Below are 25,421 nucleotides of genomic sequence, written 5' to 3' on the forward strand. Positions count from 1 at the left end.
CGGTGTCCGTCGCTTTCGCGGACAGGCTTCAGATGCCGACCTTGATGCGGGTGAAGCGCTTCAGGGTGACACCGGCCTCGTCCAGGATCTGCTGGACGGACTTCTTGTTGTCCAGGGCGTACGGCTGGCCGAGCAGCGTGGCGTCCTTGAAGAAGCCGTTCACGCGACCCTCGACGATCTTGGCGATCGCGGCCTCGGGCTTGCCCTCGGCGCGGGTGGTCTCCTCGGCGATGCGGCGCTCGGACTCGACGACCTCGGCCGGGACGTCCTCACGGGTGAGGTACTTCGGCGCGAAGGCGGCGATGTGCTGCGCGACGCCCTTGGCGACGGCGGCGTCGGCCTTGTCGAACTCGACGAGGACACCGATCTGCGGCGGGAGGTCCGGCATCGTGCGGTGCATGTACGCGTAGACGAAGCCGTCGGCGTACTGCGCGAAGCGGTCCAGGACGATCTTCTCGCCGAGGTTGGCGTTGGCCTCGTCCACGAACGCCTGCACGGTCTTGCCGGGCTCGATCTCGGAGGCGAGCAGCGCCTCCAGGTCGGCCGGGGAGGTGGCGGCGACGTGGGCGGCGAGCTGGTCGGCGACGGCCTGGAACTTGTCGCCCTTGGCGACGAAGTCCGTCTCGCACTTCAGCTCGACGAGGACACCGGAGGTGTTGTCGTCGGCGATGAGGGAGACCACGGCGCCGTTCTCGGCGGAGCGGCCCTCGCGCTTGGCGACGCCCTTCTGGCCCTTGATGCGCAGGGCCTCCACGGCCTTGTCGACATCGCCGTCGGCCTCGTCCAGGGCCTTCTTGCAGTCCATCATGCCGGCGCCGGTGAGCTCGCGGAGCTTCTTGACGTCAGCGGCGGTGTAGTTCGCCATGAGTCTGTTTCTCTCTCGAAGTCTGAAAGATCGGGCGGGTCCACGGGTGGACGGCGGGGGCTTCGTGGGCCCCCGCCGTCGTCACCCGAAGGTCCTGGTCCTGGAAGGTCAGGCCTGCTCGGCGGCCTCGGCCGGAGCGTCGGCGGCCTCGGCGTCCGCGACCTTCTCGGTCTCGGCGGAGGTCTGGACCTCGGCGGCCTCGGCGGCGGCCGGAGCCTCGGCCTCGGCGGAGTCGGCCTTCTTCTCGCCCTCGAGCAGGTCGCGCTCCCACTCGGCGAGCGGCTCGCCCTGGGCCTTCTCGCCCGGCTTCGAGTCACCGGTCGCGGCACCGGAACGGGCGATGAGGCCCTCGGCGACGGCGTCGGCGATCACGCGGGTGAGCAGGGTGACGGAGCGGATCGCGTCGTCGTTGCCCGGGATCTTGTAGTCGACCTCGTCGGGGTCGCAGTTGGTGTCGAGGATCGCGACGACCGGGATGTGGAGCTTGCGCGCCTCACCGACGGCGATGTGCTCCTTCTTGGTGTCGACGATCCAGACGGCGCTCGGCACCTTCTGCATCTCGCGGATACCACCGAGGGTCTTCTCCAGCTTGGCCTTCTCGCGGGAGAGGACCAGGAGCTCCTTCTTGGTGAGACCCGAGGCGGCGACGTCCTCGAAGTCGATCTGCTCGAGCTCCTTGAGGCGCTGCAGACGCTTGTAGACGGTGGAGAAGTTGGTGAGCATGCCACCGAGCCAACGCTGGTTGACGTACGGCATGCCGACGCGCGTCGCCTGCTCGGCGATGGCCTCCTGGGCCTGCTTCTTCGTACCGACGAACATGATGGAGCCGCCGTGCGCGACGGTCTCCTTGACGAACTCGTAGGCGCGGTCGATGTACGACAGCGACTGGAGCAGGTCGATGATGTAGATGCCGTTGCGCTCGGTGAAGATGAAGCGCTTCATCTTCGGGTTCCAGCGACGGGTCTGGTGACCGAAGTGGACGCCGCTTTCCAGCAGCTCCCGCATCGTGACGACGGCCATGGCCGTATCTCCTTGGGTTTCTCGGTTGTGTTCCTGACGCCCCGGCGCGCCATGCCCGCGAGGGACCGAAAGGCGCTGCCACCGCCCGTGAGGGTTGTGGCGGGGCGTGCGAAGTCGACCCGGTGACCCGAGTCGCCATAGGAAGTGTACGGGACCCCGGGGGCGGCGGGTGACGGCGTTGTCCACAACCGGCGGCCGGTCCACAGAAAACGTCCGGGACACCTGGGGACCGGGCGTCCCGGAGAGCCTTTCCCCATGCATCTGACGACGCTGTTCCTCGCCCTCGGCCTCCTGTGGCCGGTGGACCCGCCCGAGCTCCTCCGCGGCTGGCAGCCGCCGCCCGGCCCGTACGCCGCCGGTCACCGGGGCGTCGACCTCGCCGCGCCGCCCGGCGCCCCGGTCCTGGCCCCCGCGGCCGGCACGGTCACCTTCGCCGGCCCGGTCGGCGGCCGCGGCGTCCTCACCCTCACCCTTCCGGGCACGGGCACTCCCCCGCTCCGCACGACCTTCTCCCCCGTGACCCCCCTGGTGCCGGCCGGGACCCCGGTCCGGGCGGGCACGCCGGTCGCCCGGGTGGCCCCCGGCTCCCACTGCGCGCGGACCTGCCTCCACTGGGGGCTCCTCCGGGACGACCGGTACCTGAACCCCCTGCGTCTGATCAGACGCGCGCCGTCACGCCTGCTGCCCCTGGGGGGATGAGGGGGCCGGAGAACCGCCGACGCCGTGGAGGGCCATCGCGACCGCCGCCTCGGCGATCTCCGCCGGGTCTTCGGCCGCGCCGAGCTCGATGCGGCGGACGGCGGCGTCGACGACGCCCTGGAGCAGCATGGCGCCCAGCCGGGGCCGGGTCTGGCCCAGGGCCGCGAGCGCCTCGACGATCATGGCGACCAGTCCGCCGTGGGCCGCGCGGATCTTTTCGCGGGCGCCGTCGTCCAGTTCGCTCGCCGAGATGGCGACGACCGCGCGGTGGCGCCGGTCCCCGACCAGTTCCAGCTGCTTGCGCACGTACGCCTCGACCTTGCCCCGGGGCGTCCCGGCGTCGGCCATGGCCGTCTCGACCTCGGCGGCCCAGAGGGGGAAGTCGACGGCGCACAGTTCCTCGACGACGGCGGCGCGCGACCGGAAGTACTCGTAGACCGACGAGCGGGCGAGGCCCGTGCGCTCGGCGAGTGCGGGGAAGGTCAGCGCCTCCGTCCCGCCCTCGGACAGCAGGGAACGCGCGGCGTCCAGCAGGGCGCCGCGCTGCATCGTCCGGTGCTCGGCCACCGAGGCCGCTCGAATCCTGGGCACGGCTCCACTGTACGACCGGCCCCGGGGCCTCGGCGTCCGGCGTCGGGGGTCTCGGCGTCCGGCGTCGGGGGCTCAGCGCCCGGCGTCGGGGGCTCAGCGCCCGGCGTCGGCGAGCTTCGCCCGGAGCTGGAGGACGGACTTGGTGTGGATCTGGCTGACGCGGCTCTCGGTGACGCCGAGGACGTGGCCGATCTCGGCGAGGGTGAGGCCCTCGTAGTAGTAGAGGGTGACGACCGTCTTCTCGCGTTCGGGAAGCGTGTTGACTGCGCGGGCGAGGAGCCGGCGCAGCTCGCGGTCCTCGGCGACCTCGACCGGGTTGTCGGCGGCCGTGTCCTCCAGCGTGTCCATCAGGGAGAGGCGGTCTCCGCCCTCGCCCCCGACGTGCAGCAGTTCTTCCAGGGCGACCACGTTCGCCAGGGACAACTGGCTGAAGACCGCGTGCAGTTCCTCCAGCGTGATCTCCATCTCCGCGGCGACCTCGCTCTCGGAGGGCGTGCGGCGGAGCCGGGCTTCCAGGGTGGCGTAGGCGCGCTCGACGTTGCGGGCCTTCTGGCGGACGGAGCGCGGAATCCAGTCGAGCGCGCGGAGTTCGTCGATCATGGCGCCGCGGATGCGGGTGATGGCGTACGTCTCGAACTTGATGGCGCGCTCGATGTCGAACTTCTCGATGGCGTCGATGAGGCCGAAGACGCCGGAGGAGACGAAGTCCGCCTGCTCCACGTTGGACGGCAGCCCGACGCTGACCCGTCCGGCGACGTACTTGACGAGGGGCGAGTAGTGCAGGATCAGCTGTTCCCGCAGCCGCTCGTCGCCCGTGTCCTTGTACGACCGCCACAGTTCGTCGAGGGAGGTGGGTGCGGGCGGTCGCACGGTGCCCCGGGCCGCTGGGGGCACCGCAGCGCGGTCAGACCCGGAGGTGTGCTGGGGCATGCGTTGCCTTGAGCCGTTCTGCTGTCGGGTGTGTCGGTGCGGGTGTCGTGGGGGATTCCGGTGAGCGTAGCGTGAGTGCGTCGTCGCGGTGAGCTGACACCGGTGGATCGCGCCGCTCCGGGGGACGCCGTCGACCACGTCTTCGAACGGGGGCCGTGGCGCGTGTCGGCCCCTCGGACGTGACCGGGAGGACTCGGTCGTTCACGGCTTCACCTTTTCACCCGATTGCTCCGGGTCAAGTACCGCCTCGCCGCGCGTTCGACGCCCGGGTGGCGGTGTTCGTCAACCTCCAGCCCGCTTCGTGGCGTTCGACGAAACCGAGGGAGTGGAGTTCGTACAGCTTGGCGAGGGCGGCGTCGGGGGTGGTTCCGGCGCGGCGGGCGATGTCCGTGGTGGGGGTGGGGCCTCGGGCGGGCACGGCTTCCAGGACGTGGGCCGCGGCGGGGGCGAGGAGGTCGCGGGGGAGGACGGGGCCCCGGCGCGGCGGGGCGAGCTGGCCCATGTCCCCGACGAGTTCGACGATCTCGTCGGCGTCGGTGACGAGGGTGGCGTCGCCGCGCAGGAGTTCGTGGACGCCGGCGGAGAGGGCGCTGGTGACCGGGCCCGGTACGCCCATGGTGTGGCGGCCGAGTCGCGCGGCGGCGCGGACGGTGACGAGGGAACCGCTGCGGTGTTGTGCCTCGACGACGACGGTGCCGCGGGTGAGGGCGGCGATGAGGCGGTTGCGGAGGATGAAGCGGCTGGGGGTGGGGTGGCTGCCGGGCGGCAGCTCGCCGATGACGAGGCCCTGTTCGGCGATGCGCCGGATGAGGCGGTCGTGGCCGCGGGGATACGCGGTGTCGACGCCGCAGGCGAGGACGGCGACGGTCGCGCCGTCCGCGGCGAGGGCTCCCCGGTGGGCGGCTCCGTCGATGCCGTAGGCGGCTCCGGAGACGACGACCCAGCCCTTTCTCGCCAGGCCGGTGGCGAGGTCGGTGGCGGTGTGGGCGCCGTACGGCGTGCAGGCGCGGGCGCCGACGAGGGCGACGGAGCGCAGGGCCCAGGTGCGCAGGTCGGCGGGGCCCCGGAGCCAGAGGCCGAGGGGGCGGGCGTCTCCGAGGTCGTCGAGCTGGCTGGGCCATTCGGTGTCGCCGGGGACGAGGAAGCGGCCGCCGAGGGCGTGGACGGTGTCGAGGTCGCGGGCGGGCTCGGCGGTGGTGGCGCGCAGGCGCCAGGAGGCGACGCGTGTGGGGCCGGTGCCGGGAAAGGGGTCGCCGCCGGAGCGGGAGGCGGTGGAGCGGGCGGCGGTGGGCCGGGGGGCGGCGGAGTGGAGGAGTTGTTCGAGGAAGCCGGCGGCTCCGTAGTGGCGGAGCCACCGGCCGGCGTGTTCGTCGCCGGGTTCGACGATGCGGGTGAGGGCGGCGCGGGCCAGCCGTTCGTCCGCGGGGACGGGCGGGGTGGGCGGGATGGTCATGTGCGGTTCCCCGTTCCGGCGGGCACGCCGCGGATGACGCCGGTGCGCATTTCGAGGGCGAGGGCGACGTCCTGGTGGTCGGGCCGGTCGTGTCCGGCCAGGTCGGCGACGGTCCAGGCCACGCGCAGGACGCGGTCGAGACCGCGGGCGGTGAGGAGGCCGCGCTCGATGTCCCGTTCGGCCTCGGCGAGGGCCCCGGGGACCGTGTGGTGGCGGGTGCGCAGTTCGTGGCCGGGGATCTCGCTGTTCACCCTCCAGGGGGTGCCGGCGAGCCGCGCGGCGGCGCGGGCGCGCGCCTCGTGGACGCGTGCGGCGACGGCGGCGGTGGTTTCCCCCCGGTCGCCCCGCCCGAGGAGGTCGGCGCGGGTGACGGGTTCGGCCTCGACGCGGAGGTCGACCCGGTCGAGCAGGGGCCCGGAGAGACGTGCCTGGTAGCGGCGGACGAGGGAGGGCGGGCATTCGCAGCCGGCGCCGTACAGGGTGTGCCGGCCGCAGGGGCAGGGGTTGGCGGCGAGGGCCAGCAGGAAACGGGCGGGGAGCCGGACGACGCCGGCGGTGCGGGCGATGACGACGTGTCCGGATTCGAGGGGCTGCCGGAGCGCGTCGAGGGCCTTTCCGGAGAATTCCGGGGCTTCGTCCAGAAAAAGGATCCCTCGGTGGGCCAGGGAGACGGCGCCGGGCCTGGGGAGGCCGTTCCCACCGCCGACGAGGGACTGCATGGTGGCGGAGTGGTGGGGCGCGCAGTAGGGGGCGCGGCGGACGAGGGGTTCGCCGGGCGGGAGGATGCCGGCGACCGAGTGGACGGCGGTGACCTCCAGGGATTCCTGCCGGGTGAGGGGCGGAAGGATGCCGGGGAGCCGTTCGGCCAGCATGGTCTTTCCGGCGCCGGGCGGGCCGGAGAGCAGGATGTGGTGGCTGCCGGCGGCGGCGATCTCCAGGGCGTGGCGGGCGCGGTGCTGACCCGCGACGTCGGCGAGGTCGGGCCCTTCGGCGGGGTCGGCGGCGAGTCCGGTGCCGATGCCGGCGCCGGGGACGAGGAGCCCGGCGAGCATGGCGTCGGGCCGGCCCTCCTCGGTGGGTTCCTCGTCGGGGACGGGTTCGTCGGTGAGGAGGGCGATCAGCTGGCGGAGGCTGCGGACGCCCAGGACGGAGACGTCGGGGACGAGCGAGGCTTCGCCCGCGGTCCGTTCGGGGACGACGACCTGCCGGTATCCGGCCTCGGCGGCGGCGAGGACGGCGGGCAGGACCCCGCGGACGGGGCGGACGCGCCCGTCGAGCCCGAGTTCGCCGATGAGGACGAGGTCGGCGATGGCGCGCGGGTCGACGCGCTCGGCGGCACCGAGGACCGCCGCCGCCACGGCCAGGTCGAACCCGCTGCCGCCCTTGGGGACGGATGCCGGGCTGAGGCCGACGGTGAGTTTCTTCTGGGGCCATTCGGCGCCGGAGTTGACGACGGCGGCACGGACGCGGTCGCGGCTCTCGGTGAGGCTCTTGTCGGGAAGGCCGACGAGGGTGAAGGCGGCGACGCCGGGTTCGAGGTCGGCCTGCACTTCGACGACGACGCCCTCGACGCCGACGAGTGCCACGGAGCAGGTGCGGGCGAATCCCATCAGGCCACCCCCCGGGCGTGGATGAGGACGGGGGCGCCGCGGCGGGGCAGGACGACGCCGACGAGGTCGACGCGGACTCCGCCGGCGGGTGCCGGGGTGCCGTTGCGGTCGAGCCAGCAGGCGGCGAGGCGGCGAAGCCGTTCGGCCTTGCGGGGCGTGACGGCCGCCATGGGGTGCTCGTAGGCGCCGTGGCGCCGGGTCTTGACCTCGCAGACGACGAGGGTGTCGCCGTCCCGGGCGACGATGTCGATCTCGCCGGTCCGGCCGCAGCGCCAGTTGCGGGCGAGGATGTGCATGCCGGTCGCGGTGAGCCGGCGGGTCGCCAGTTCTTCTCCGTACCGTCCGAGCGCGCGGGTGGCGCCGGTCCTGTCGGTCGCGTTCATGCGGACCACCTCCGTCACCGACTGTGACGTGACGGGGCGTTGCGTGTGCGGCGCTGTGGACGGCGGTGAGGCTGTGGAAAACCCGCTCACCCTCGCGGGTGGCCCTGAAGGGGCGACCTAGCTGCCGGGGAGTTCGAGGTCGCTCTTGTTGAGCTCCTCGATGTTCACGTCCTTGAAGGTGAGGACACGGACCTGCTTGACGAACCTGGCCGGCCTGTACATGTCCCAGACCCAGGCGTCGGCCATGCTGACCTCGAAGAAGACCTCGCCCTGCACCGAGTGCACCTGCATCTCGTAGTCGTTGGTGAGGTAGAAGCGCCGCTCGGTCTCGATCACGTATTTGAACAGCCCGACGACGTCGCGGTACTCCCGGTAGAGCTTCAGCTCCATCTCGGTCTCGTACTTCTCGAGGTCCTCGGCGCTCATGGCATGTTCCCCTTCAGCCGTGCGTCCCCCTATTGTGCGTCAGCCGCTCGCGCCCCTGAACGATTTCCGGGGCGAGGGCGACCGGTGCACTCGGAGGTCCCTCGTCGAGCAGCGTGCGCAGCAACTCGGCGAGCCTGGTCGGGTACACCGTCTCACGGGCCGCCGACAGTTCGGCGGAGGTCCACCATCTCAGGCCCGCCAGGCTGCGGGTCTCCAGCTCCGTGAGGGTCCGCGGTCCGGGTACGGCGCCGTTCCCCCGGACGCGGGCGAGGTAGTACGCCTCGTCCTGGTCCCAGCGGCGCCCGGCGAAGGGGAAGGAGCAGTACCGGGTCCAGAGCACGGGACCGAGATCGACCTCGGTGATGCCGGTCTCCTCCGCGAGTTCGCGCAGCGCCGCCGCTTCCGGGGTCTCGTCGCCCTCCAGGCCGCCGCCGGGGGTGAACCACCAGGAGACTCCGGGGTCGTCCGGTTCGTGTCCGTGCAGGAGCAGGACGCGGTCGTCGGCGTCGAGCAGGACGACCCGGGCCACCTTCCGGCGAACGGGCCCGGCACCCGCCCCGGCCGACACCGACACCGACGCCGACACCGACGCTGCCTCTGCCCCTGCCCCTGCCATACGCTCCCCCGTCCCCGTATCCGCCCCCGTATCCGCCGTATCCGGCCCCGTGTCCGTCCGCCCCGCCCTCGCGTCCCGTGCGCCTTCCGTCATCCCCCCACCTTCTCGCGCGCCCCGGCCCGCTGCCCGCCCGTGCCCCGCGACAGGAGCCGTGCCGCCGGTCCGTACGCCGCGCCCGCGAGGACCAGCGCGGCCCCGGCCACGACCGCCGCGAGGAGCGCGTGGAACGGGCCCGGCCGTGAGACGCCGCCCGGGAGGGCGGCGAAGCCCGCCTGGGGCTCCAGGAGCCCCTTGGCGGGCCAGACGACGGCGTCGACCCGGGCGGCGACCGCCGAGCGGGGCACGGAGCCCCGGCCCGCGTCCTCGATGTGGCTGCGGGAGTCGAGGGAGGTGTGCCGGTCGTCGCCGAGGAGGAAGAGGTTGCCGGCGGGGACGGTCACGGAGAACTCCTGGCCGGAGGCGACCGTCCGGCCACCGGGTCCGGGCCCCAGGTACGGCTCGTCGACGCCCCTGCCGCCGACGGTGAGCCGGCCGTTCCCGTCGCAGCAGGCGACGGTGTCGCCGCCCACGGCCACGACCCGCTTGACCATGGGCGAGGAGCCCCAGAGGGGGTCGGTGAAGACGACGACGTCGCCGCGCTTCACCTCGTCGCCGTCGATGCGTTCGGCGAGCACCTTGGAGCCGACGTCGAGGGTGGGGGTCATGGAGTCGGTGGGGACGGTGTACGGCTGGTAGACCAGGGCGCCCCAGACGAATCCGCCGAGGAAGAGCACACAGCCGACGGCCACGGCCAGTCCCGACAGCGCGCTGCCGAGACGGCCGTGGCCGCCCTTGGTCCGTATGGTTCCGCTCATGTGCACCCCAGAGGTCTGTCGACGGTCCGGGACGGCACACTACCGGCGGGGTTCTACTCGGCGGTATGCCGTTCGAGCTGCTTCTTCCGGCGCCACAGGACCAGCGGGAGCGCGCCGGCGAGGCTCGCCGCGCCGAGCGGGGCGGCGCCCATGGCCTTGTTGAGGGCGGGCTGGTCGAAGATGCCGGGCACGGGGAGCGTGGCCCAGCGGGTGACGGGCCAGGCGACGACGACGGCGCGGCCCACGACCTGGTCGGCGGCGACGGTCCCGCCGCCGGGGAGCTCCTGGTGGAAGCGGGAGTCCAGGGAGTTCTGGCGGTTGTCGCCCATGACCCAGATGCGGCCCTCGGGGACCTTGATCGGGCCGAAGGAGTCCTGGCAGGGAACGGAGCCGGGGTAGAGGTAGGAGGCCTCGTCGAGCGGCACGCCGTTGAGGACGACCTTGCCGCCCTCCTTGCACGAGACGGTGTCACCGCCGACGGCGATGACGCGCTTGATGAGGTCCTTCTCCTCGGCGGACGGCATGAGGCCGATGAAGCTGAGGAACTTCTGCACGACGTTCGGCTTGGGGGTCTCCGCGGTCTCCAGCCAGCCGCCCGGGTCGTGGAAGACGACGACCTCGCCGCGCTCGGGCTCGGAGCCGAACCAGGGGGTGAGCTTGTCGACGAGGACCCGGTCGCCCTTCTTCAGGGTGTTCATCATCGATTCCGAGGGGATCGAGAACGCCTGCACCAGGAAGGTCTTGATCAGCAGGGCGAGCACCAGGGCGACGCCGATGAGGAGGGGCAGTTCCTTCCAGAAGGAGCGCTGCTTCCTGGGGCCCTCGCCGGTCCCGTACGTCCCGTCGCCGGTCCTGTCCGCCCCGTCGCCGGAACCGGCCGTGCCGTCGCCGTGCGACACCTCGTCATCCGTCACGTCGCCACCCGTCACTTCGTCGCCCCTGGCCTCTTCGGCCCTCTTCTCGGGCTCATCGTGTCCGGATCGTGCGCCGAGGGCCAAATCCCCCACATCCACTCCTCAGTCCGTGAGAACGCCCGCCCCGGCAGAGGGACGGGCCCACCACTCCCATAACGAGCAGAAGTTCCGCAGGGGTCGGGAGTCCGGGCAATCCGTTCAGATTCCGCTGGGACACACTATGCGACGGGCCGGACGCCCTGCCGGTGCCCGCACGCGCGTCCGGCACGCCCTCGAAGGTCCGCCGCTGTTCCAGGCGCCGCCAGTGGCCGACGGGCCAGGCGATCACCACGGCGCGTCCGACGACCTGTTCCTCCGCGACGGTGCCGTGGTCCTTCTCGTCGAGGTGGAAGCGGGAGTCGGCCGAGTCGGAGCGGTGGTCGCCGAGGACGAAGATCCGCCCTTCGGGGACCTTCACCTCGAAGGGGATGCTGGACGGCGGGTTCCCGGGGTGCAGGTACGGCTCGTCCAGCGGTACGCCGTTGACGGTGAGCCGTCCGTCCTCGCCGCAGCAGCGGACGGTGTCCCCGCCGACGCCGACGACCCGCTTGATGAGGTCCTGCTCGTCGGCCGAGGGCAGCAGTCCGATGAAGGTGAGGGCCTGCTTGACCTGCTTGACGCCGACGGGGTCGTCGGCGGGCGGCGCGTCCCCGTGCTGGAGCCAGTTGCCGGGGTCCTCGAAGACGACGACGTCGCCGCGCCGGGGCCGGGAGCCGAACCAGGGGGTGAGCTTGTCGACGAGGACCCGGTCGTGGACGCGGATCGTCTGTTCCATGGAGCCGGAGGGGATGACGAACGCCTGGACCAGGAAGGTCTTGAGGACGAGGGCGATGAGCACGGCCACCGTGACCAGGATGGGGATCTCCCGGACGGCGGAGCGCCGCCGGCGCCGCTTGACCTTGCGGGCGAGCCTGCGCCGTTCGGCCCGGCCGGGCGGCGCGGGGTCCCGGTCCGGGGCGTGGCGGGGCCCGCGGGCCCGCCGGCCCCGGCTACCCACGGCTCCCCGTCCCGTCGGCGGTCCGCCCTCCGGCGGCTCCCCCGCCGGGCCGCTCCTCGCGCCCGGCGCGCGTCGGGGGCGCGGTCGTTCCCGTGTCGTGTCCGCCGGCCGGCGCGGCCGGTACGGCGTCGAAGGCGTCGGTGCCGGGCACGCCGGTCCAGCGGCCGAAGGGCCAGGCGATCCAGTCGGCGCGGCCGACGACCCTGTCGACGGGGACCATGCCGCCGCCGGGGTCTCCCAGGTGGTCGCGGGAGTCGCTGGACTGGCCGCGGTGGTCGCCCATGACCCAGAGCCGGCCCGGGGGGACGACGATGTCGAAGGGCACGGCGGAGGGCCGGTCGCCCGGCATCAGGTACCGCTCCGCGACGGTGGCGCCGTTGACGGTGAGCAGACCGTCCGCGTCGCAGCAGACCACCCGGTCGCCGCCGGTGCCGACGACGCGCTTCACGAAGTCGGTCTCGTCGGGTTCCGCGAGGCCGAGGGCGGCCGCCGCGTCGTGCAGGAGGCCCGTGAGGGGGCCGTTCCGCGGCTCCTCCCGTACGAAGGAGCCGGTGCCGTCGAAGACGACGACGTCGCCGCGGCGCGGCTCGTCACCGAAGCGGTAGGCCAGTTTGTTCACCAGGATCCGGTCGCCGACCCGGAGCGTGGGCTCCATGGAGCGGCTGGGGATGAGGAACGGCTGCAGCACGAAGTGGCTCAGGAGCAGCAGGAAGACCACGCAGGCGCCCCCCGCGAGGACGGTGCGGCGCCAGGAGGGCGCGGCCCGGTGCGGCGGTTCGGGCCCGGGGTCCCCGGAAACGCGTACGGAGCGCGACCCCTCCTCCGTGCCGGACTCCGTACGGGAGTCCGTGCCGGAGGAGGGGTCGCGCTCCGTGTGCTGTGCTTCGGTGTCCATCGCCGGCAAAGCCTATCCGGCCTGCCTGTGCGGGGAACCCGGAGCGTCGCGCGGTCCGGGAGCCGGGGCTCAGCGGTCGCGCTTCTCCTTGATCTTGGCGGCCTTGCCGCGCAGCTCGCGGAGGTAGTAGAGCTTGGCGCGACGGACGTCACCGCGGGTCACGAGCTCGATCTTCTCGAAGATCGGGCTGTTGACCGGGAAGGTGCGCTCGACGCCGACGGAGAACGAGACCTTGCGGACCGTGAAGGTCTCGCTGACGCCCGAACCCTGGCGGCGGATGACGACGCCCTTGAACTGCTGGATGCGGGAGCGGTTGCCCTCGATGACGCGCACGTGGACGTTCACGGTGTCGCCGGGGCGGAAGGCGGGGAGGTCGGAGCGGAGCGAAGCCGCGTTGACCTGGTCGAGCAGGGAGGCCATGGAGGTCTCTTTCCTCGCTGATGCCACAGGTCATCAGCGGTACGTTCGAAGTGGTTGCGGAGACCGTCCGCTCCTGGCGGCGTCGTTCCCCCTGTGGCAGGGGCGCGCGCCGGACGGACGGCAGCGGCCTATTCTTCCACGTCCTCGACCCTGCGCCAAAATCGGCCGCCGGGCTCGGGGGCCCATCCCATCATCGAGAGGATCTCCCGGTCCTTCTTGTCGAAGGCGGCGGGGTCGCAGCGCTCGATGAGGTCGGGCCGGTGCGCGACGGTGCGGCGGAAGGCCTCGTCGCGCCGCCAGCGGGCGATCTTCCCGTGGTGGCCGCTGAGGAGGACGTCGGGGATGCCCCGGCCGCGCCACTCGGGGGGCTTGGTGTAGACGGGGCCCTCCAGGAGGTTGGCCATGGCCCCGGGGGCGAAGGAGTCGTCCCGGTGGGACTCGGCGTTGCCGAGGACACCGGGCAGGAGGCGGGCGACGGCCTCGGTGACGACGAGGACCGCGGCCTCGCCGCCGGCGAGGACGTAGTCGCCGATGGAGACCTCGTAGACCGGCATCCGGGTCGCGTACTCGTCCATGACGCGGCGGTCGATGCCCTCGTAGCGGGCCGGGGTGAAGATCAGCCAGGGCCGCTCGGAGAGCTCGACGGCGAGTTCCTGGGTGAAGGGGCGGCCGCTGGGGGTGGGGACGACGAGGACCGGGCCGTGGGCGCCGCCCTCGTACCCGTCGGCGAGGGTCTGGTCGAGCGCGTCGCCCCAGGGGCCGGTCTTCATGACCATGCCGGGGCCGCCGCCGTACGGGGTGTCGTCGACGGTGTTGTGCCGATCGTACGTCCAGTCGCGCAGGTCGTGGACGTGGACGTCGAGCTGTCCGCGCGCGCGTGCCTTGCCGACGAGGGAGACGTTCAGCGGTTCGAGGTACTCGGGGAAGATCGTGACGACGTCGAGCCTCACGCGTCCCCCTCGCGGGACTCGTCGCCGGAATCCCCGCCCGCCTTCTCGCCGGACTCCTGGCCGGACTCCTCGCGGGCGGAGGCGATCTCGGCGCGGTCGTCGATCAGGCCGGGCGGCGGGTCGATCACGGCCCGCTGCTCCTCCAGGTCGATCTCGGTGACGATCTCCCCGACGAAGGGGATCATCAGCTCGGTGCCGTCGGGGCGTTCGACGATGAAGAGGTCCTGGGACGGCAGGTGGGAGATCTCGGTGATCCGGCCGACCTCGGTGCCGTCGGCGAGGACGACGTCGAGGTCGATCAGCTGGTGGTCGTAGTACTCGTCCTCCTCCTCGGGCATCTCCTCGGGGTCGACCTCGGCGATGAGGAGGGTGTTGCGGAGGGCCTCGGCGCCGTTGCGGTCGCGGACGCCCTCGAAGCGCAGCAACAGCCTGCCGCTGTGGACCCGGCCGCTCTCGATGGTCAGCGGCCCGGTGGAGGCCGGGTCGGTGAGCAGGACGGCGCCGGGGCCGAGCCTCAGCTCGGGCTCGTCCGTCCGCACCTCGACGGTGACCTCGCCCTTGATGCCGTGGGCGCGACCGATTCGCCCGACTACCAACTGCACTGCTTCCCACTCTCCTGTCACACGGCTGGTACGACAACGGGCCGGGGCGGGCTCGTAAGCCCTCCCCGGCCCGTGCCGGCACTGCTCAAGACGATGCTTGTCGGTCCGCTCAGCGGACCTGGTCCACGTCGACGAGGTCGACGCGGATGCCGCGGCCGCCGAGGGCGCCCACGACGGTGCGCAGCGCACGCGCGGTGCGGCCGTTGCGGCCGATCACCTTGCCGAGGTCCTCGGGGTGGACCCGAACCTCCAGCACGCGCCCCCGGCGCAGGTCGCGCGAGGCGACCTGTACGTCGTCGGGGTTGTCGACGATGCCCTTCACGAGGTGCTCGAGAGCCTCCTCGAGCATGATCAGGCCTCGGTCGACTCGGTGGACGCGGCCTCGGCCTCGTCAGCCTTCTTGTCGGCCTTCTTGGCCTTCGGGGTGATGGCCTCACCCTTGTCGTCGCCGGCCTCGAGGGTCTTCGCGAACTCGTCGAACGAGGCGCGCTTCGCCTCCTTGGTGGCCGGGACGAGCAGGGCCTTCTCGGGGGCCGGGAGGCCCTTGTGCTTCTGCCAGTCGCCGGTGAGCTTGAGGATGGCGAGGACCGGCTCGGTCGGCTGGGCGCCGACGGACAGCCAGTACTGCGCACGCTCGGAGTCGACCTCGATACGCGACGGGTTGTACGTCGGGTGGTAGAGGCCGATCTCCTCGATCGCGCGACCGTCACGACGGGTGCGGGAGTCGGCGACGACGATGCGGTAGTGCGGCTGGCGGATCTTGCCGAGGCGCTTGAGCTTGATCTTGACTGCCACTGGAGTGGTGTCTCCTGGTCTTGACGTGGTTGGGCACTTGAGATGCCACGTGGGGTTGCGGTACTCGGATGCCCGATGGACGCGTCAGCCGGAGGAGAGAGGGGTCCTGTGCGACTGTCGAGTACAGCTAGCCATTGTGCCACACGCCCGGGGCTCAGCGAGCGGCGCCCACCGCCTCCGGGATGCGGAAGGGTTTGCCGCAGCCGCCGCAGACGATCGGCGCCTGGGCGAGCACCGAGGGGACCACGCGCACGTTGCGCCCGCAGTCGCACACGGCCTTGACCCGGACGCCGCCGCCCGAGGACCCGTGCCGGGCGGCCGGTCCGCGGAAGGAGCGCTTGGTGTCGGCGGCGGTGGCGACCGTGTGGGCCTTGAGGGCGCGCTGGAGCCGTTCGATGGTGGGGCGGTAGCGCCGCCTGGCCTCCGCGTTGAGCGTGACCAGGGAGAAGCCGCTGCTGGCGTGCGGCTCCTCGGGGTGGTCGAGACCCATCTCCTCGGCGATCGCGAGGAAGCGGCGGTTGTGGTAGCGGCCGGCGCGGGAGGTGTCGCGGACGCCCCGGGCGGCGGCGATGCCGTGGACCGCCTCGTGGAGGAGTCGTTCGAAGGAGAGTTCGGCGCCGCAGGCGGACGAGGACTCTCCGATGAGGGATTCGGGCGCGGCAAGGTCGGGCAGCTCGGGGTGGTGCCGCTGAATGTCGGCCCACGCCTGTGCCAGCTCTGCGGCGAGAACAGGTGGTGTCGTGCTCACGTCGGGTACAACGAGCCGAAGCGCTCCCGGGTTCCATTCCGGGGCATCCCAAATATTTTGCACTTACCCGTCAGTTGACTCCGATGCGTCCGGACGAGGGCCAGTACGCCGATCTGCGGAGGAGACGCCCGCGCGGCCCCAAGCCCGTACGTAGCGGCGCATACGCCCCGGCGCACGGGCCGGGTGCGCGCGCCCCGCCGGGAAGGGCGGGACGGACGTGAAGTGTTGCGGGGACATTACAGGGTCCGCGCGCGCGGGCGCACACCGCCCCTCCCCCGGGCGAATCGGTGCGGCCCGACCACTGGACGCGGCCCCGGAAGGGGAGTTCCCTGACTACGGGGGGCCGTCGTCCGCACACGGATTGGGGCGCTTTTCATGACACCTACGCTCGTCCCGCACCACCCCGCGCGCGACTGGGCCGAGATCCAGGAGCGGATGCTCGTGCCGCTGTACGAGGCGGTGTACGACCGTCTCGGCGTGGGCGCGGGCTCCCGGGTGCTCGGGCTCGGCTGCGGCTCGGGCCTGGCCCTCCTCATGGCGGCCGCGCGGGGCGCGCGGGTGGCCGGCGCGGACCGGGACCACGCGCGCGTGGAGCTGGCCAGGGAGCGGCTGCCGGAGGACGTCGCGGTCACGCACGGGCCGCCGGAGTACGCCCCGTACGACGTGATCACGGCCTTCCACGCGACGGACGCCCTTCTTCCGGAACTGCCGGTGCTCACCCGTACGGCTCATTCCGGCACGGCGGTCGTCCTCGCCGGGTGGGGGCCGCCGGAGCGGTGCGCCACGGAGACGGTGCTGCGGGTCGCGGCCCGGCTCTCGGACCGCCGTCCGGCGCCGGCGCCGGACCTGGACGCGCTGGTGGCCGGGGCGGGGCTGCGGCGGGAGGGCGCGGGCCGGGTGGCCTGCCCCTTCGGGTACGCGGACGAAGCCAGCGCGGTGCGGGGGCTGCTGTCGACGGGCGCCTTCGACGAGGCGGTCCGCGCGGCGGACCCCTCGCAGGTGGAGAAGGAGATCGAGGAGGCGCTCGCCCCGTACGTCCGCCCGGACGGGACGGTGTGGATGCCCAACGTCTTCCGGTACGTGGTCGCCCGCACCCCCTGACGGACGGCGCGCGCCGTCCGCCGGCGTTCCCCGGCCGACCGGGCGGCACGCGGCCGCCCGCCCCCGGGCCCCTCCCCCGTCACGCCCCCGGCGGCTCGGGGTTCGGCCCCACGCCCGGCTCGGGGCCCGGGGCCGGGCGGGCGATGCCCGCCGCGCGGTAGGCCGCGTCCTCCTCCAGGGTCTCGTTCGCCAGGAGGGCCCCGGCCAGGGCGTCCAGCTTGTCGCGGTGGTCGGCGAGCCGCCGCAGCGCGACCTCGTAGCACTCGTCGACGATCCGCCGCATCTCCCGGTCGACGGTGTCGAGGGTCGCGGGGGCCGCCGACAGGCCGTACGCCTGCTGGGGGTCGCCCGGGACGGCGGTGAGGCGGCCGACGCGTTCGCTCATCCCCCACCGGCCCGCCATGCCCCGGGCGATGCCGGTGACCTGCTCCAGGTCGCTCTCGGCGCCGGTGGTGACCGTGCCGAAGACGACCTGCTCGGCCGCCATCCCACCGAGGGCCCCGATGATCCGGCCGCGCAGGTACTCCTCGGTGTAGGCGTACTTGTCGGCGTCCGGGGTCGAGAGGGTGACGCCGAGGGCCCGGCCGCGCGGCACGATGGTGATCTTGCGGACCGGGTCGGCGCCGGGCTGGAGCATGCCGAGCAGGGCGTGGCCGCTCTCGTGGTACGCGGTCCGCCGCCGTTCCTCCTCCGGCATCACGAGCGGCCGTTCCGCGCCGAGCTGGACCTTCTCCAGGGCGTCGGACAGGTCGGTCCGCGTGACGGCCTTCCGCTCGCGCTTGACCGCGAGGAGCGCGGCCTCGTTGGCGAGGTTGGCCAGCTCCGCGCCGGTCATGCCGGGGGTCGCGCGGGCCACCTGCTCCAGGTCGACGTCCTCGGCGAGCGGAATCCGGCGGGTGTGGATGCGCAGGATGGCCTCGCGCCCGCCCCGGTCCGGCGGGTTGACGTGGACGATCCGGTCGAAGCGGCCGGGCCGGGTGAGGGCGGGGTCGAGGACGTCGGCGCGGTTGGTGGCGGCGAGGACGACGACCCCCTCGGAACCGGTGAAGCCGTCCATCTCGGTGAGGATCTGGTTGAGGGTCTGCTCGCGCTCGTCGTGACCGCCCATGCCCGAACCGCCGCCCCTGGCCCGGCCGATGGTGTCGATCTCGTCGATGAAGACGATCGCCGGGGCGACCTTGCGGGCCTCGGAGAACAGCTCCCGCACCCGGGAGGCGCCCACGCCCACGATCATCTCGATGAACCCGGAGGCGGAGGCCGAGAAGAACGGCACCCCCGCCTCGCCCGCGACGGCCCGTGCGAGGAGGGTCTTGCCGGTGCCTGGAGGCCCGGCGAGGAGCACGCCGCGGGGCATCTTGGCGCCCATCGCCCGGTAGGCGTCCGGGTTCTTGAGGAAGTCGACGACGTCGTTGAGTTCGCCCTCGACCTCGTCGATGCCGGCGACGTCGGCGAAGGTGGTGCGCCTCCCGGTCTCCAGCTCCACCGGTCTGGGCGGCTGTTTGCGGCCCAGCATGCCGCCGGCGCCGCCCATGCCCGCGCTCATCCGGCGGGCGATGAACACCCAGAGCAGGACGAGCAGCAGCATCGGGGCGAGCGAGAGGAGGAGGTTGGCGAGGAAACTGCGCTCCTGGACGACCGGCTCGGCGGTGACGACGACGTTCCGCTTGGTGAGCTGCGCCCACAGGCCGTCGTCGGCGAAGGCGGGCCGCTGGGTGGTGAACGTGGTGTAGTCGCCCTCGCCGTCGGGGACGGGCTGCTTGTTCCTGAGCTGTCCCTGGATCGCGTCGCCCTTGGAGTAGATCTTGGTGACGTTCCCGGCGGCGACCTGCCGGTCGAACTCGGTGTACGAGATCGTCGGGCCGTCGCCGTCGTTGAAGAACGACAGGACGATGTTGGTGATCAGGTACACGACGAGCGCGGTGAGGATCAGTCCGCCCCAGCCGCCCGGCATCCGTTTCCTCGGCGCCGGGGGCGGCGGGGCCCCTTCCGAGCGCCAGGGCTGGTCGGTCCGGTCGCTCGGGGGTGCGGGGTCGGCCACGTGACTCTCCTCGGGGCGGCGGTGGCCCCAGTATCGGAGAGCGGGAGGAACCGGGCATCGCGGGCGGTCCGGAGGGATGAAGAGGGGCCCGGGGCGGTTTCGCACCGCCCCGGGCCCCTCTCCTCACGCCCCGGTCAGCTCATGAACTTCTTGAACTCGTCCGGCAGCTCGAAGTCCTTCGGGGTCTGGCCCGCCCCGGGCAGACCGAAGGCGCCGCCCTGCTGGGCCTGCTCGCGGCGCTCGGCGGCGGCCTGCTCCTCGGCCTTCCGCTTCATCGGGTTGCCGCTCTTGCGCTTGCCCTTGGCCTGCTTGACCTGCTTCTTCTGCCGGCCGGGACCGCCGCCCATGCCGGGAATCCCGGGCATCCCCGGCATGCCGCCGCCCTGGGCCATGCGGGACATCATCTTGCGGGCCTCGAAGAACCGCTCGACCAGGCCCTTGACCGCGCTGACCTCGACGCCGGAGCCCTTGGCGATGCGGGCGCGGCGGGAGCCGTTGATGATGGTCGGGTCCTGGCGCTCGGCCGGGGTCATCGACTTGATGATGGCGGCCGTGCGGTCGACGTCCCGCTCGTCGATGTTGTTGATCTGCTCCTTCATCTGGGCCATGCCGGGGAGCATCCCGAGGAGCTTGGAGATCGAGCCCATCTTGCGGACCTGCTCCATCTGGGCCAGGAAGTCGTCGAGCGTGAACTCCTGGCCCTTCTTCGACGCGAGCTTCGAGGCCATCTTGGCGGCCTCTTCCTCGTCGAAGGTCTGCTGGGCCTTCTCGATGAGGGAGAGCATGTCGCCCATGCCGAGGATGCGGGACGCCATGCGGTCCGGGTGGAACGCGTCGAACTCGTCCAGCTTCTCGCCGTTGGAGGCGAACATGATCTGCTTGCCGGTGACGTGCGCGATGGAGAGCGCGGCACCGCCGCGGGCGTCGCCGTCGAGCTTGGAGAGCACGACGCCGTCGAAGCCGACGCCGTCGCGGAAGGCCTCGGCGGTGTTGACCGCGTCCTGGCCGATCATGGCGTCGACGACGAAGAGGATCTCGTCGGGGCTGACGGCGTCGCGGATGTCCGCGGCCTGCCGCATCAGCTCCTGGTCGATGCCGAGGCGGCCGGCGGTGTCGACGATGACGACGTCGTAGAGCTTGGTGCGCGCGTACTCGATCGAGTCCTTGGCGACCTGGACCGGGTCGCCGACGCCGTTGCCCGGCTGGGGACCGTAGAAGGCCACGCCGGCGCGGTCGGCGACGACGGAGAGCTGGTTGACGGCGTTGGGGCGCTGGAGGTCGCAGGCGACGAGCAGCGGGGAGTGGCCCTGGCCCTTGAGCCAGAGGCCGAGCTTTCCGGCGAGGGTGGTCTTGCCCGCGCCCTGGAGACCGGCGAGCATGATCACGGTGGGCGCGGCCTTGGCGAACCGGAGGCGGCGGGTCTCGCCGCCCAGGATTCCGACCAGCTCGTCATTGACGATCTTGATGACCTGCTGGCTCGGATTCAGGGCCTTGGAGACCTCGGCACCGAGGGCCCGTTCCTTGACGTTCCGGATGAACGCGCGCACGACCGGCAGGGCGACGTCGGCCTCGAGGAGGGCGATACGGATTTCCCGGGCCGCGCTGTCGATGTCCTGCTCGGAAAGGCGACCCTTGCCCCGGAGGTTCTTGAAGGTCGCGCTCAGGCGGTCGGAGAGAGTATCGAACACGGCGCTCGTCGGTCCTTGAGGTCGGGGGCGGAGAATCGCCCTCCAGGGTATCCGGCCCGGCAAAGGAATCACCCCCGCCCACCGGATCGGACGGGCGGGCGCGCCCCGCGGGCGCGGAGACCGCGGATTCCCGGGCGGCTCGCTCGTGCGGTCGCCGGACCGCCTCCGCTCGCGCGGGGCGTCCGGCCTGTCCTCGCGCCGCTGGATCGCGAAGGCGGTCGCCCCGTTCGCGCGGGAGCGTTCCAGGGAGCCGGGGAACCCGTGACGACCCGGCGGGGTCGCCCCGTTCGCGCGGGGAGCGTCCCGTGCCCGGCGGGCGGTGCCCTCCGGGTCACCCCAGCGCCGCCTCCAGCGCCTTCGCCAGGTCCGCCGCCTCCTCCGGCGGCAGCAGGGAGCCGTCCGGCCGGGTCACGTACAGGGTGTCGACGGCGTTGGCGCCCAGCGTGGAGACGTGCGCGCTCCTGACCCGCACCGCCGCCCCCTCCAGGGCGCGGCCGATGCGGTGGAGGAGGCCGGGGGCGTCCTGGGCGCGGACTTCGATGACGGTGGCGAGGCGGGAGCCGGCGGCGGCGACGGTGACGCGGGGCGGCGGGGCGGCGGGGCCGCGCCGCCGGGGGTGGGCCGCTTCGCGTGCGGCGAGGCGGGCGGGGACGTCGAGGGAGCCGTCGAGGGCGCGGACGAGGTCGGCGCGGAGCCGGGCGGCCTCGGGCAGGGAGCCGTACTCGGCGGCGACGCGCCAGTCGAGGACGAGGACGGGGCCGGGGCCGGGACCGGGGCCGAGGCCCGGGGGGAGTTCGGCGGCCCGCAGGTCGGCGGCGCGGACGGTGAGGCGGTGCAGGGCGAGGACGCCGGCGACGGCGGGCAGGACGCCGGGCCGGTCGGGCAGGGCGATGACGAGTTCGACGCCGACGGGTTCCGGGACCGTGTCGTCCTCGTCGCCCTCCGTCCGCCCCTCGGCGCGGGTGTGGAGGGCGAGGACGGGTCCGCCGGTGCGCAGGGCCTCGACGGCGAGGCGTTCCTGTTCGGCGCTGGGGGCGGCGGCCTCGGGGTCGGGCAGGGGCTCGCCCGCGAGGACGCCCGCGACCCGTCCGACCAGGTCGGCGACGAGCGAGGCGCGCCAGGAGGACCAGGCGGCGGGACCGGTGGCGAGGGCGTCGGCCTCGGTGAGGGCGTGCAGGAGTTCCAGGGTCCCGAGGGTGCCGACGGCGGTGGCGACGGAGTGGACGGTGGCGGGGTCGTCGAGGTCGCGCCGGGTGGCGGTCTCGACCAGGAGGAGGTGGTGGCGGACGACGGTGGCGACGGTGGCGGCGTCCGCGCGGCCGAAGCCGATGCGGGCGGCGAGGTCGCGGGCGACGGCCTCTCCCGCGACGGAGTGGTCGCCGGGCCGGCCCTTGCCGATGTCGTGGAGGAGCGCGGCGACGAGGAGGAGGTCGGGGCGGCCGACGCGGCGGGTGAGCGAGGAGGCCCGTACGGCGGTCTCGACGAGGTGGCGGTCGACGGTCCAGGTGTGGACGGGGTTGCGCTGGGGCCGGCAGCGGACGCGTTCCCAGCCGGGGAGGAGCCGGGTGACGAGGCCTTCGGCCTCCAGCGCCTCCCAGACGGGGACGGTGGCCTCTCCCGCGCCGAGGAGGGTGACGAGTTCCTCGCGTGCCTCGGCGGGCCAGGGCACCGGCAGGGGCTTGGCGGTGGCGGCGAGGCGGCGGACGGCGTGCGGGGAGAGCGGGAGTCCGGACCGGGCGGCCGCGGCGGCGGCGCGCAGGGTGAGGACGGGGTCGCGTTCGGGCCGGGCGGTGCGGGCGAGGACGGCCTCCCCGTCCATCTCCACGACGCCTTCGGCGAGCGGCGTGCGCTCGGCCGGGGGCGTGCCGCCGGCCCGGGCGTCCCCGGTCCGGCCGGCTCCGGGCCGGCCGCGGAGGAGGGACCGGAGGCGCGGGCGGGCGGAACGGGCCTTGAGGACGCGGTGGACCTCGCGCCAGGTGACGTCGGCGGCGTACGAGACGGTCCGGGCGGCCTCGTACACCTCGCGGAGCAGGGCGTCGGCGTCGGGGAGGCCGAGTTCGGCGGCGACGGCGTCCTGGTCCTGGAGGGCGAGCCGGTCGGTGGCGCGGCCGGTGGTCAGGTGGAGGGCGTCGCGGGCGTCGAGGAGGCACCGGCGGGCGCGGTCGAGTCCTTCGCGGGGGGCGTCGGCGAGCCAGGAGGCGGCGACGGCCCGGAGGGTCTGGGCGTCGCGCAGTCCGCCGCGGGCCTCCTTGAGGTCGGGTTCGAGGAGGAACCGCAGCTCTCCCGCGCGTTCGGCGCGCTCGCGGCAGAGGGCGCCGAGTTCGGGGAGGCGTTGGGGCGCCCGGTCGCGCCAGTCGGCGAGGACGGTGGCGCGCAGGGCCGTGACGAGTCCGGCGTCCCCGGCGAGGGGGCGGGCGTCGAGGAGGCCGAGGTGGGCCCTGAGGTCCTTGCCCGCGGTGGCGCGGGCTTCGGCGGGGGTGCGGACGGAGTGGTCGAGGGCGAGGCCGGCGTCCCACACCGGGTACCAGATCCGGTCGGCGAGGGCGGCGATCGCGGTCCCGCCGGCGGTGCCGTCGTGGAGCAGGACGAGGTCGAGGTCGCTGCGGGGGGAGAGTTCGGAGCGGCCGTAGCCGCCGACGGCGACGAGGGCGGTGCCGGGGGGCGGCGCGGCGGCGGCGAAGAGGCCGGTCAGCCAGTCGTCGGTGAGGCGGGCGAGGGCGGCGCGGCGCGGCGGTCCGGACCGCTCCTCCTGCCGGAGGAGGAGCAGCCGGGCCGCCGCGTGACCGCCGGGGTCCGCGTCTTCGTTCCGCTTGCTGGATTCGGGGTTCGTCACCCGGCGGCTCCTCACGTGTGCCCGCGGACGCCTACAGCGCGTCCGGTCCGCGTTCGCCGGTGCGGACCCGCACGGCGGTCTCGACCGGCACGCTCCACACCTTGCCGTCCCCGATCTTGCCGGTCCGGGCGGCCTTGACGACGACGTCGATGAGCTGTTCGGCGTCCTCGTCCTCCACCAGGACCTCGACGCGGACCTTGGGGACGAGGTCGACGGTGTACTCGGCGCCCCGGTAGACCTCGGTGTGGCCGCGCTGGCGGCCGTAGCCGCTGGCCTCGGTGACGGTGAGTCCGTGGACGCCGAACGCCTGGAGGGCCTCCTTGATCTCGTCGAGCCGGTGCGGCTTCACGACCGCGGTGATGAGCTTCATGCGTCCACCTTCTTGTTCTGCGTGACGGCCGGGGCGGGGGTCGCGGAGCGGGAGGCGCCGCCGCCGGCTCCGCTGAAGTCGTACGCGGTCTCGGCGTGCTCGGCCTGGTCGATGCCGGAGACCTCGACGTCCTCGGCGACCCGCATGCCCATCGTCCTGTCGATGGCGAGGGCGAGGAGCGCGGAGACGATCAGGGAGTAGGCGAGGACGGCGAAGACGCCGATCGCCTGCTTGCCGAGCTGTTCGAGGCCGCCGCCGTAGAAGAGGCCCTTGGCGTCGGACTGGACGCCGCCGGTGGCGAGGAGGCCGACGAGGAGGGAGCCGACGACACCGCCGACGAGGTGGACGCCGACGACGTCGAGGGAGTCGTCGTAGCCGAACCGGTACTTGAGGCCGACGGCCATGGCGCAGAGGAGACCGGCGACGGCGCCGACCACGATCGCGCCGAGGGGGCTGACGGCACCGCCGGAGGGGGTGATGGCGACGAGTCCGGCGACGGCGCCGGAGGCGGCCCCGAGGGTGGTGGAGGCGCCGTGGCGGATCTTCTCGTAGGCGAGCCAGGCGAGCATGGCGGCGGCGGCGGCGACCTGGGTGTTGACGAACATCACGGCGCCGACGCCGTCGTCGTTGCCGAGCCAGGAGCCGGCGTTGAAGCCGAACCAGCCGAACCAGAGGAGTCCGGCGCCGAGCATGACCAGCGGGAGGCTGTGCGGGCGCATCGGGTCCTTCTTGAAGCCGACGCGCTTGCCGATGACGAGGATGACGCCGAGGGCGGCGGCGCCGGCGTTGATGTGGACGGCGGTGCCGCCGGCGAAGTCGATGACGCCCATCTCGAAGAGCCAGCCGCCGGAGCCCCAGACCCAGTGGGCGACGGGGAAGTACACGATCGTGGCCCACAGGGTGACGAAGAGGGCCCAGGCGGTGAACTTGACGCGGTCGGCGAGGGCGCCGCTGATGAGGGCGGGGGTGATGACCGCGAACATGAGCTGGAAGACGGCGAAGACGTAGACGGGGACGGTGTAGCCGTCCCACAGCTCGGTGATCCCGATGCCGCCGAGGCCGGCGTAGTCGGAGGACCATCCGACGACCGAGCCCGTGTCGGTGCCGAAGGCGAGGCTGAAGCCGTAGAGCACCCACAGGACCGTGACGATCCCGAGGCTGACGAAGCTCATCATCAGCATGTTGAGGGTGGACTTGACGCGGACCATGCCTCCGTAGAAGAAGGCGAGTGCCGGGGTCATCAGCATGACCAGGGCGGAGCAGATGAGCATGAACCCGGTGTTGGCGGCGGACAGCTCGGGAGCGTCTGCGGCCAGGGTCGTGACGGCTGGTGCCATCGGCGTCTCCTCGTCGGATGCGGCCTGTGCGGGGCGGGGCCGGGGAGTGGCCGGCCGCGGAAACTGGCCGGTTATGGGCCAGAGATTCGCGCAGCGCGGTTTCCGCGGGTGCCCCCCGGTGTTTCGGACCGGTGACGAAGGGGCGGTTCGTGTTACGTGACCGTGAACACGCTGGTCACGGACGGGTAACGGTGTACTCTCCGCGCGTACGGCGGCGCACGGGCGGCCGGGGGACGCGAACCGGCCG

At 73.1% G+C, this 25,421-nt stretch carries 26 protein-coding genes; 2 read left to right on the plus strand and 24 right to left on the minus strand.

What is annotated here, in order from left to right; genetic code table 11:
- Positions 1–28: 28 nt before the first annotated feature.
- Together tsf and rpsB are read right to left on the minus strand one after the other, a co-directional pair.
- The gene (gene tsf, locus ACZ3IL_RS00455) at positions 29–865 is read right to left on the minus strand and encodes a translation elongation factor Ts (protein ID WP_467385369.1); all 837 of its coding nucleotides are present in this window, start codon (positions 863–865) and stop codon (positions 29–31) included.
- A 108-nt stretch (positions 866–973) separates the two neighbouring features.
- Positions 974–1,885 carry a 30S ribosomal protein S2 gene (rpsB, locus tag ACZ3IL_RS00460; RefSeq protein ID WP_467385370.1) on the minus strand — a complete coding sequence of 304 codons (912 nt, stop codon included), beginning with the start codon at positions 1,883–1,885 and terminating at the stop codon, positions 974–976.
- Between the two features lie 255 nt (positions 1,886–2,140).
- Here rpsB and ACZ3IL_RS00465 point away from each other — a divergent pair, with 255 nt between their 5' ends.
- Positions 2,141–2,584, plus strand: a complete 444-nt coding sequence (locus ACZ3IL_RS00465; protein ID WP_467385371.1) for a murein hydrolase activator EnvC family protein — start codon at positions 2,141–2,143, stop codon at positions 2,582–2,584.
- On the opposite strand, the gene ACZ3IL_RS00470 is transcribed toward ACZ3IL_RS00465, so the two are convergent.
- The 17 genes from ACZ3IL_RS00470 to ACZ3IL_RS00550 all read right to left on the minus strand — a co-directional run bounded on the left by ACZ3IL_RS00470 (position 2,558) and on the right by ACZ3IL_RS00550 (position 15,807).
- Positions 2,558–3,151, minus strand: coding sequence for a TetR/AcrR family transcriptional regulator (locus ACZ3IL_RS00470; protein WP_467386736.1), 594 nt, complete (start codon positions 3,149–3,151; stop codon positions 2,558–2,560). The genes ACZ3IL_RS00465 and ACZ3IL_RS00470 overlap by 27 nt on opposite strands.
- Positions 3,152–3,268: 117 nt before the next feature.
- Positions 3,269–4,105, minus strand: coding sequence for an RNA polymerase sigma factor WhiG (gene whiG / locus ACZ3IL_RS00475; RefSeq protein WP_467385372.1), 837 nt, complete (start codon positions 4,103–4,105; stop codon positions 3,269–3,271).
- A gap of 235 nt (positions 4,106–4,340) precedes the next feature.
- Positions 4,341–5,558, minus strand: coding sequence for a DNA-processing protein DprA (gene dprA / locus ACZ3IL_RS00480; RefSeq protein WP_467385373.1), 1,218 nt, complete (start codon positions 5,556–5,558; stop codon positions 4,341–4,343).
- Positions 5,555–7,168, minus strand: coding sequence for a YifB family Mg chelatase-like AAA ATPase (locus ACZ3IL_RS00485; RefSeq protein WP_467385374.1), 1,614 nt, complete (start codon positions 7,166–7,168; stop codon positions 5,555–5,557). Before ACZ3IL_RS00485 ends, dprA begins: the two co-directional genes overlap by 4 nt.
- Complete coding sequence (locus ACZ3IL_RS00490) at positions 7,168–7,551, minus strand: YraN family protein (RefSeq protein ID WP_467385375.1); 384 nt, start codon at positions 7,549–7,551, stop codon at positions 7,168–7,170. The genes ACZ3IL_RS00485 and ACZ3IL_RS00490 overlap by 1 nt, the downstream gene beginning before the upstream one ends.
- A gap of 117 nt (positions 7,552–7,668) precedes the next feature.
- On the minus strand, positions 7,669–7,977 hold the full coding sequence (locus tag ACZ3IL_RS00495; RefSeq protein ID WP_005311352.1) for a DUF2469 domain-containing protein: 309 nt from the start codon (positions 7,975–7,977) through the stop codon (positions 7,669–7,671).
- Between the two features lie 13 nt (positions 7,978–7,990).
- On the minus strand, positions 7,991–8,593 hold the full coding sequence (locus ACZ3IL_RS00500; protein WP_467385376.1) for an NUDIX hydrolase: 603 nt from the start codon (positions 8,591–8,593) through the stop codon (positions 7,991–7,993).
- Between the two features lie 89 nt (positions 8,594–8,682).
- Complete coding sequence (lepB, locus tag ACZ3IL_RS00505) at positions 8,683–9,447, minus strand: signal peptidase I (protein WP_467385377.1); 765 nt, start codon at positions 9,445–9,447, stop codon at positions 8,683–8,685.
- Positions 9,448–9,500: 53 nt separating this feature from the next.
- Complete coding sequence (lepB, locus tag ACZ3IL_RS00510; protein ID WP_467386738.1) at positions 9,501–10,445, minus strand: signal peptidase I; 945 nt, start codon at positions 10,443–10,445, stop codon at positions 9,501–9,503.
- On the minus strand, positions 10,414–11,397 hold the full coding sequence (gene lepB, locus ACZ3IL_RS00515) for a signal peptidase I (RefSeq protein WP_467385378.1): 984 nt from the start codon (positions 11,395–11,397) through the stop codon (positions 10,414–10,416). Before lepB (ACZ3IL_RS00515) ends, lepB (ACZ3IL_RS00510) begins: the two co-directional genes overlap by 32 nt.
- The gene (lepB, locus tag ACZ3IL_RS00520; RefSeq protein ID WP_467385379.1) at positions 11,390–12,292 is read right to left on the minus strand and encodes a signal peptidase I; all 903 of its coding nucleotides are present in this window, start codon (positions 12,290–12,292) and stop codon (positions 11,390–11,392) included. The genes lepB (ACZ3IL_RS00515) and lepB (ACZ3IL_RS00520) overlap by 8 nt, the downstream gene beginning before the upstream one ends.
- A 69-nt stretch (positions 12,293–12,361) precedes the next feature.
- On the minus strand, positions 12,362–12,712 hold the full coding sequence (rplS, locus tag ACZ3IL_RS00525) for a 50S ribosomal protein L19 (RefSeq protein WP_030223083.1): 351 nt from the start codon (positions 12,710–12,712) through the stop codon (positions 12,362–12,364).
- A gap of 128 nt (positions 12,713–12,840) precedes the next feature.
- The gene (gene trmD / locus ACZ3IL_RS00530) at positions 12,841–13,662 is read right to left on the minus strand and encodes a tRNA (guanosine(37)-N1)-methyltransferase TrmD (protein ID WP_467385380.1); all 822 of its coding nucleotides are present in this window, start codon (positions 13,660–13,662) and stop codon (positions 12,841–12,843) included.
- Positions 13,659–14,264: a ribosome maturation factor RimM gene (gene rimM, locus ACZ3IL_RS00535; RefSeq protein WP_467385381.1), complete on the minus strand. Its 606-nt coding sequence runs from the start codon at positions 14,262–14,264 to the stop codon at positions 13,659–13,661. The genes trmD and rimM overlap by 4 nt, the downstream gene beginning before the upstream one ends.
- Positions 14,265–14,373: 109 nt before the next feature.
- A complete protein-coding gene (locus ACZ3IL_RS00540; protein ID WP_055473602.1) occupies positions 14,374–14,613 on the minus strand; it encodes an RNA-binding protein in 240 nt (79 codons plus the stop codon).
- 2 nt (positions 14,614–14,615) lie between these two features.
- Positions 14,616–15,059: a 30S ribosomal protein S16 gene (rpsP, locus tag ACZ3IL_RS00545; protein ID WP_467385382.1), complete on the minus strand. Its 444-nt coding sequence runs from the start codon at positions 15,057–15,059 to the stop codon at positions 14,616–14,618.
- Positions 15,060–15,213: 154 nt separating this feature from the next.
- On the minus strand, positions 15,214–15,807 hold the full coding sequence (locus ACZ3IL_RS00550) for a hypothetical protein (RefSeq protein WP_467385383.1): 594 nt from the start codon (positions 15,805–15,807) through the stop codon (positions 15,214–15,216).
- 375 nt (positions 15,808–16,182) lie between these two features.
- On the opposite strand from ACZ3IL_RS00550, the gene ACZ3IL_RS00555 reads away from it, so the two are divergent.
- Positions 16,183–16,908 carry a class I SAM-dependent methyltransferase gene (locus ACZ3IL_RS00555; RefSeq protein WP_467385384.1) on the plus strand — a complete coding sequence of 242 codons (726 nt, stop codon included), beginning with the start codon at positions 16,183–16,185 and terminating at the stop codon, positions 16,906–16,908.
- Positions 16,909–16,987: 79 nt separating this feature from the next.
- On the opposite strand, the gene ftsH is transcribed toward ACZ3IL_RS00555, so the two are convergent.
- The 5 genes from ftsH to ACZ3IL_RS00580 form a co-directional block, all read right to left on the minus strand.
- Positions 16,988–18,946, minus strand: a complete 1,959-nt coding sequence (gene ftsH, locus ACZ3IL_RS00560; protein ID WP_467385385.1) for an ATP-dependent zinc metalloprotease FtsH — start codon at positions 18,944–18,946, stop codon at positions 16,988–16,990.
- Between the two features lie 134 nt (positions 18,947–19,080).
- Entirely contained in the window at positions 19,081–20,634 is a 1,554-nt protein-coding gene (gene ffh, locus ACZ3IL_RS00565) for a signal recognition particle protein (RefSeq protein WP_467385386.1), read from the minus strand.
- A gap of 331 nt (positions 20,635–20,965) precedes the next feature.
- Complete coding sequence (locus tag ACZ3IL_RS00570) at positions 20,966–23,467, minus strand: [protein-PII] uridylyltransferase (RefSeq protein ID WP_467385387.1); 2,502 nt, start codon at positions 23,465–23,467, stop codon at positions 20,966–20,968.
- A gap of 31 nt (positions 23,468–23,498) precedes the next feature.
- Positions 23,499–23,837, minus strand: coding sequence for a P-II family nitrogen regulator (locus ACZ3IL_RS00575; protein ID WP_467385388.1), 339 nt, complete (start codon positions 23,835–23,837; stop codon positions 23,499–23,501).
- The gene (locus ACZ3IL_RS00580) at positions 23,834–25,174 is read right to left on the minus strand and encodes an ammonium transporter (RefSeq protein WP_467385389.1); all 1,341 of its coding nucleotides are present in this window, start codon (positions 25,172–25,174) and stop codon (positions 23,834–23,836) included. The genes ACZ3IL_RS00575 and ACZ3IL_RS00580 overlap by 4 nt, the downstream gene beginning before the upstream one ends.
- Positions 25,175–25,421 lie beyond the last annotated feature (247 nt).

Source organism: Streptomyces sp. NPDC014907 (assembly GCF_055562975.1).

What these genes read in the sequence shown, in the direction of transcription:
- ACZ3IL_RS00555 (WP_467385384.1), top strand. Translation starts at nt 16,183, where the DNA reads ATGACACCTACGCTCGTCCCGCACCACCCCGCGCGCGACTGGGCCGAG.
- ACZ3IL_RS00495 (WP_005311352.1), bottom strand. Translation starts at nt 7,977, where the DNA reads ATGAGCGCCGAGGACCTCGAGAAGTACGAGACCGAGATGGAGCTGAAG.
- dprA (WP_467385373.1), bottom strand. Translation starts at nt 5,558, where the DNA reads ATGACCATCCCGCCCACCCCGCCCGTCCCCGCGGACGAACGGCTGGCC.
- rplS (WP_030223083.1), bottom strand. Translation starts at nt 12,712, where the DNA reads ATGGCCTCCCTGCTCGACCAGGTCAACGCGGCTTCGCTCCGCTCCGAC.
- ACZ3IL_RS00540 (WP_055473602.1), bottom strand. Translation starts at nt 14,613, where the DNA reads ATGCTCGAGGAGGCTCTCGAGCACCTCGTGAAGGGCATCGTCGACAAC.
- ACZ3IL_RS00465 (WP_467385371.1), top strand. Translation starts at nt 2,141, where the DNA reads ATGCATCTGACGACGCTGTTCCTCGCCCTCGGCCTCCTGTGGCCGGTG.
- lepB (WP_467385377.1), bottom strand. Translation starts at nt 9,447, where the DNA reads ATGAGCGGAACCATACGGACCAAGGGCGGCCACGGCCGTCTCGGCAGC.
- ACZ3IL_RS00580 (WP_467385389.1), bottom strand. Translation starts at nt 25,174, where the DNA reads ATGGCACCAGCCGTCACGACCCTGGCCGCAGACGCTCCCGAGCTGTCC.
- ACZ3IL_RS00500 (WP_467385376.1), bottom strand. Translation starts at nt 8,593, where the DNA reads ATGGCAGGGGCAGGGGCAGAGGCAGCGTCGGTGTCGGCGTCGGTGTCG.
- ACZ3IL_RS00575 (WP_467385388.1), bottom strand. Translation starts at nt 23,837, where the DNA reads ATGAAGCTCATCACCGCGGTCGTGAAGCCGCACCGGCTCGACGAGATC.
- ACZ3IL_RS00490 (WP_467385375.1), bottom strand. Translation starts at nt 7,551, where the DNA reads ATGAACGCGACCGACAGGACCGGCGCCACCCGCGCGCTCGGACGGTAC.
- whiG (WP_467385372.1), bottom strand. Translation starts at nt 4,105, where the DNA reads ATGCCCCAGCACACCTCCGGGTCTGACCGCGCTGCGGTGCCCCCAGCG.
- ACZ3IL_RS00485 (WP_467385374.1), bottom strand. Translation starts at nt 7,168, where the DNA reads ATGGGATTCGCCCGCACCTGCTCCGTGGCACTCGTCGGCGTCGAGGGC.
- lepB (WP_467385379.1), bottom strand. Translation starts at nt 12,292, where the DNA reads ATGGACACCGAAGCACAGCACACGGAGCGCGACCCCTCCTCCGGCACG.
- tsf (WP_467385369.1), bottom strand. Translation starts at nt 865, where the DNA reads ATGGCGAACTACACCGCCGCTGACGTCAAGAAGCTCCGCGAGCTCACC.
- rpsB (WP_467385370.1), bottom strand. Translation starts at nt 1,885, where the DNA reads ATGGCCGTCGTCACGATGCGGGAGCTGCTGGAAAGCGGCGTCCACTTC.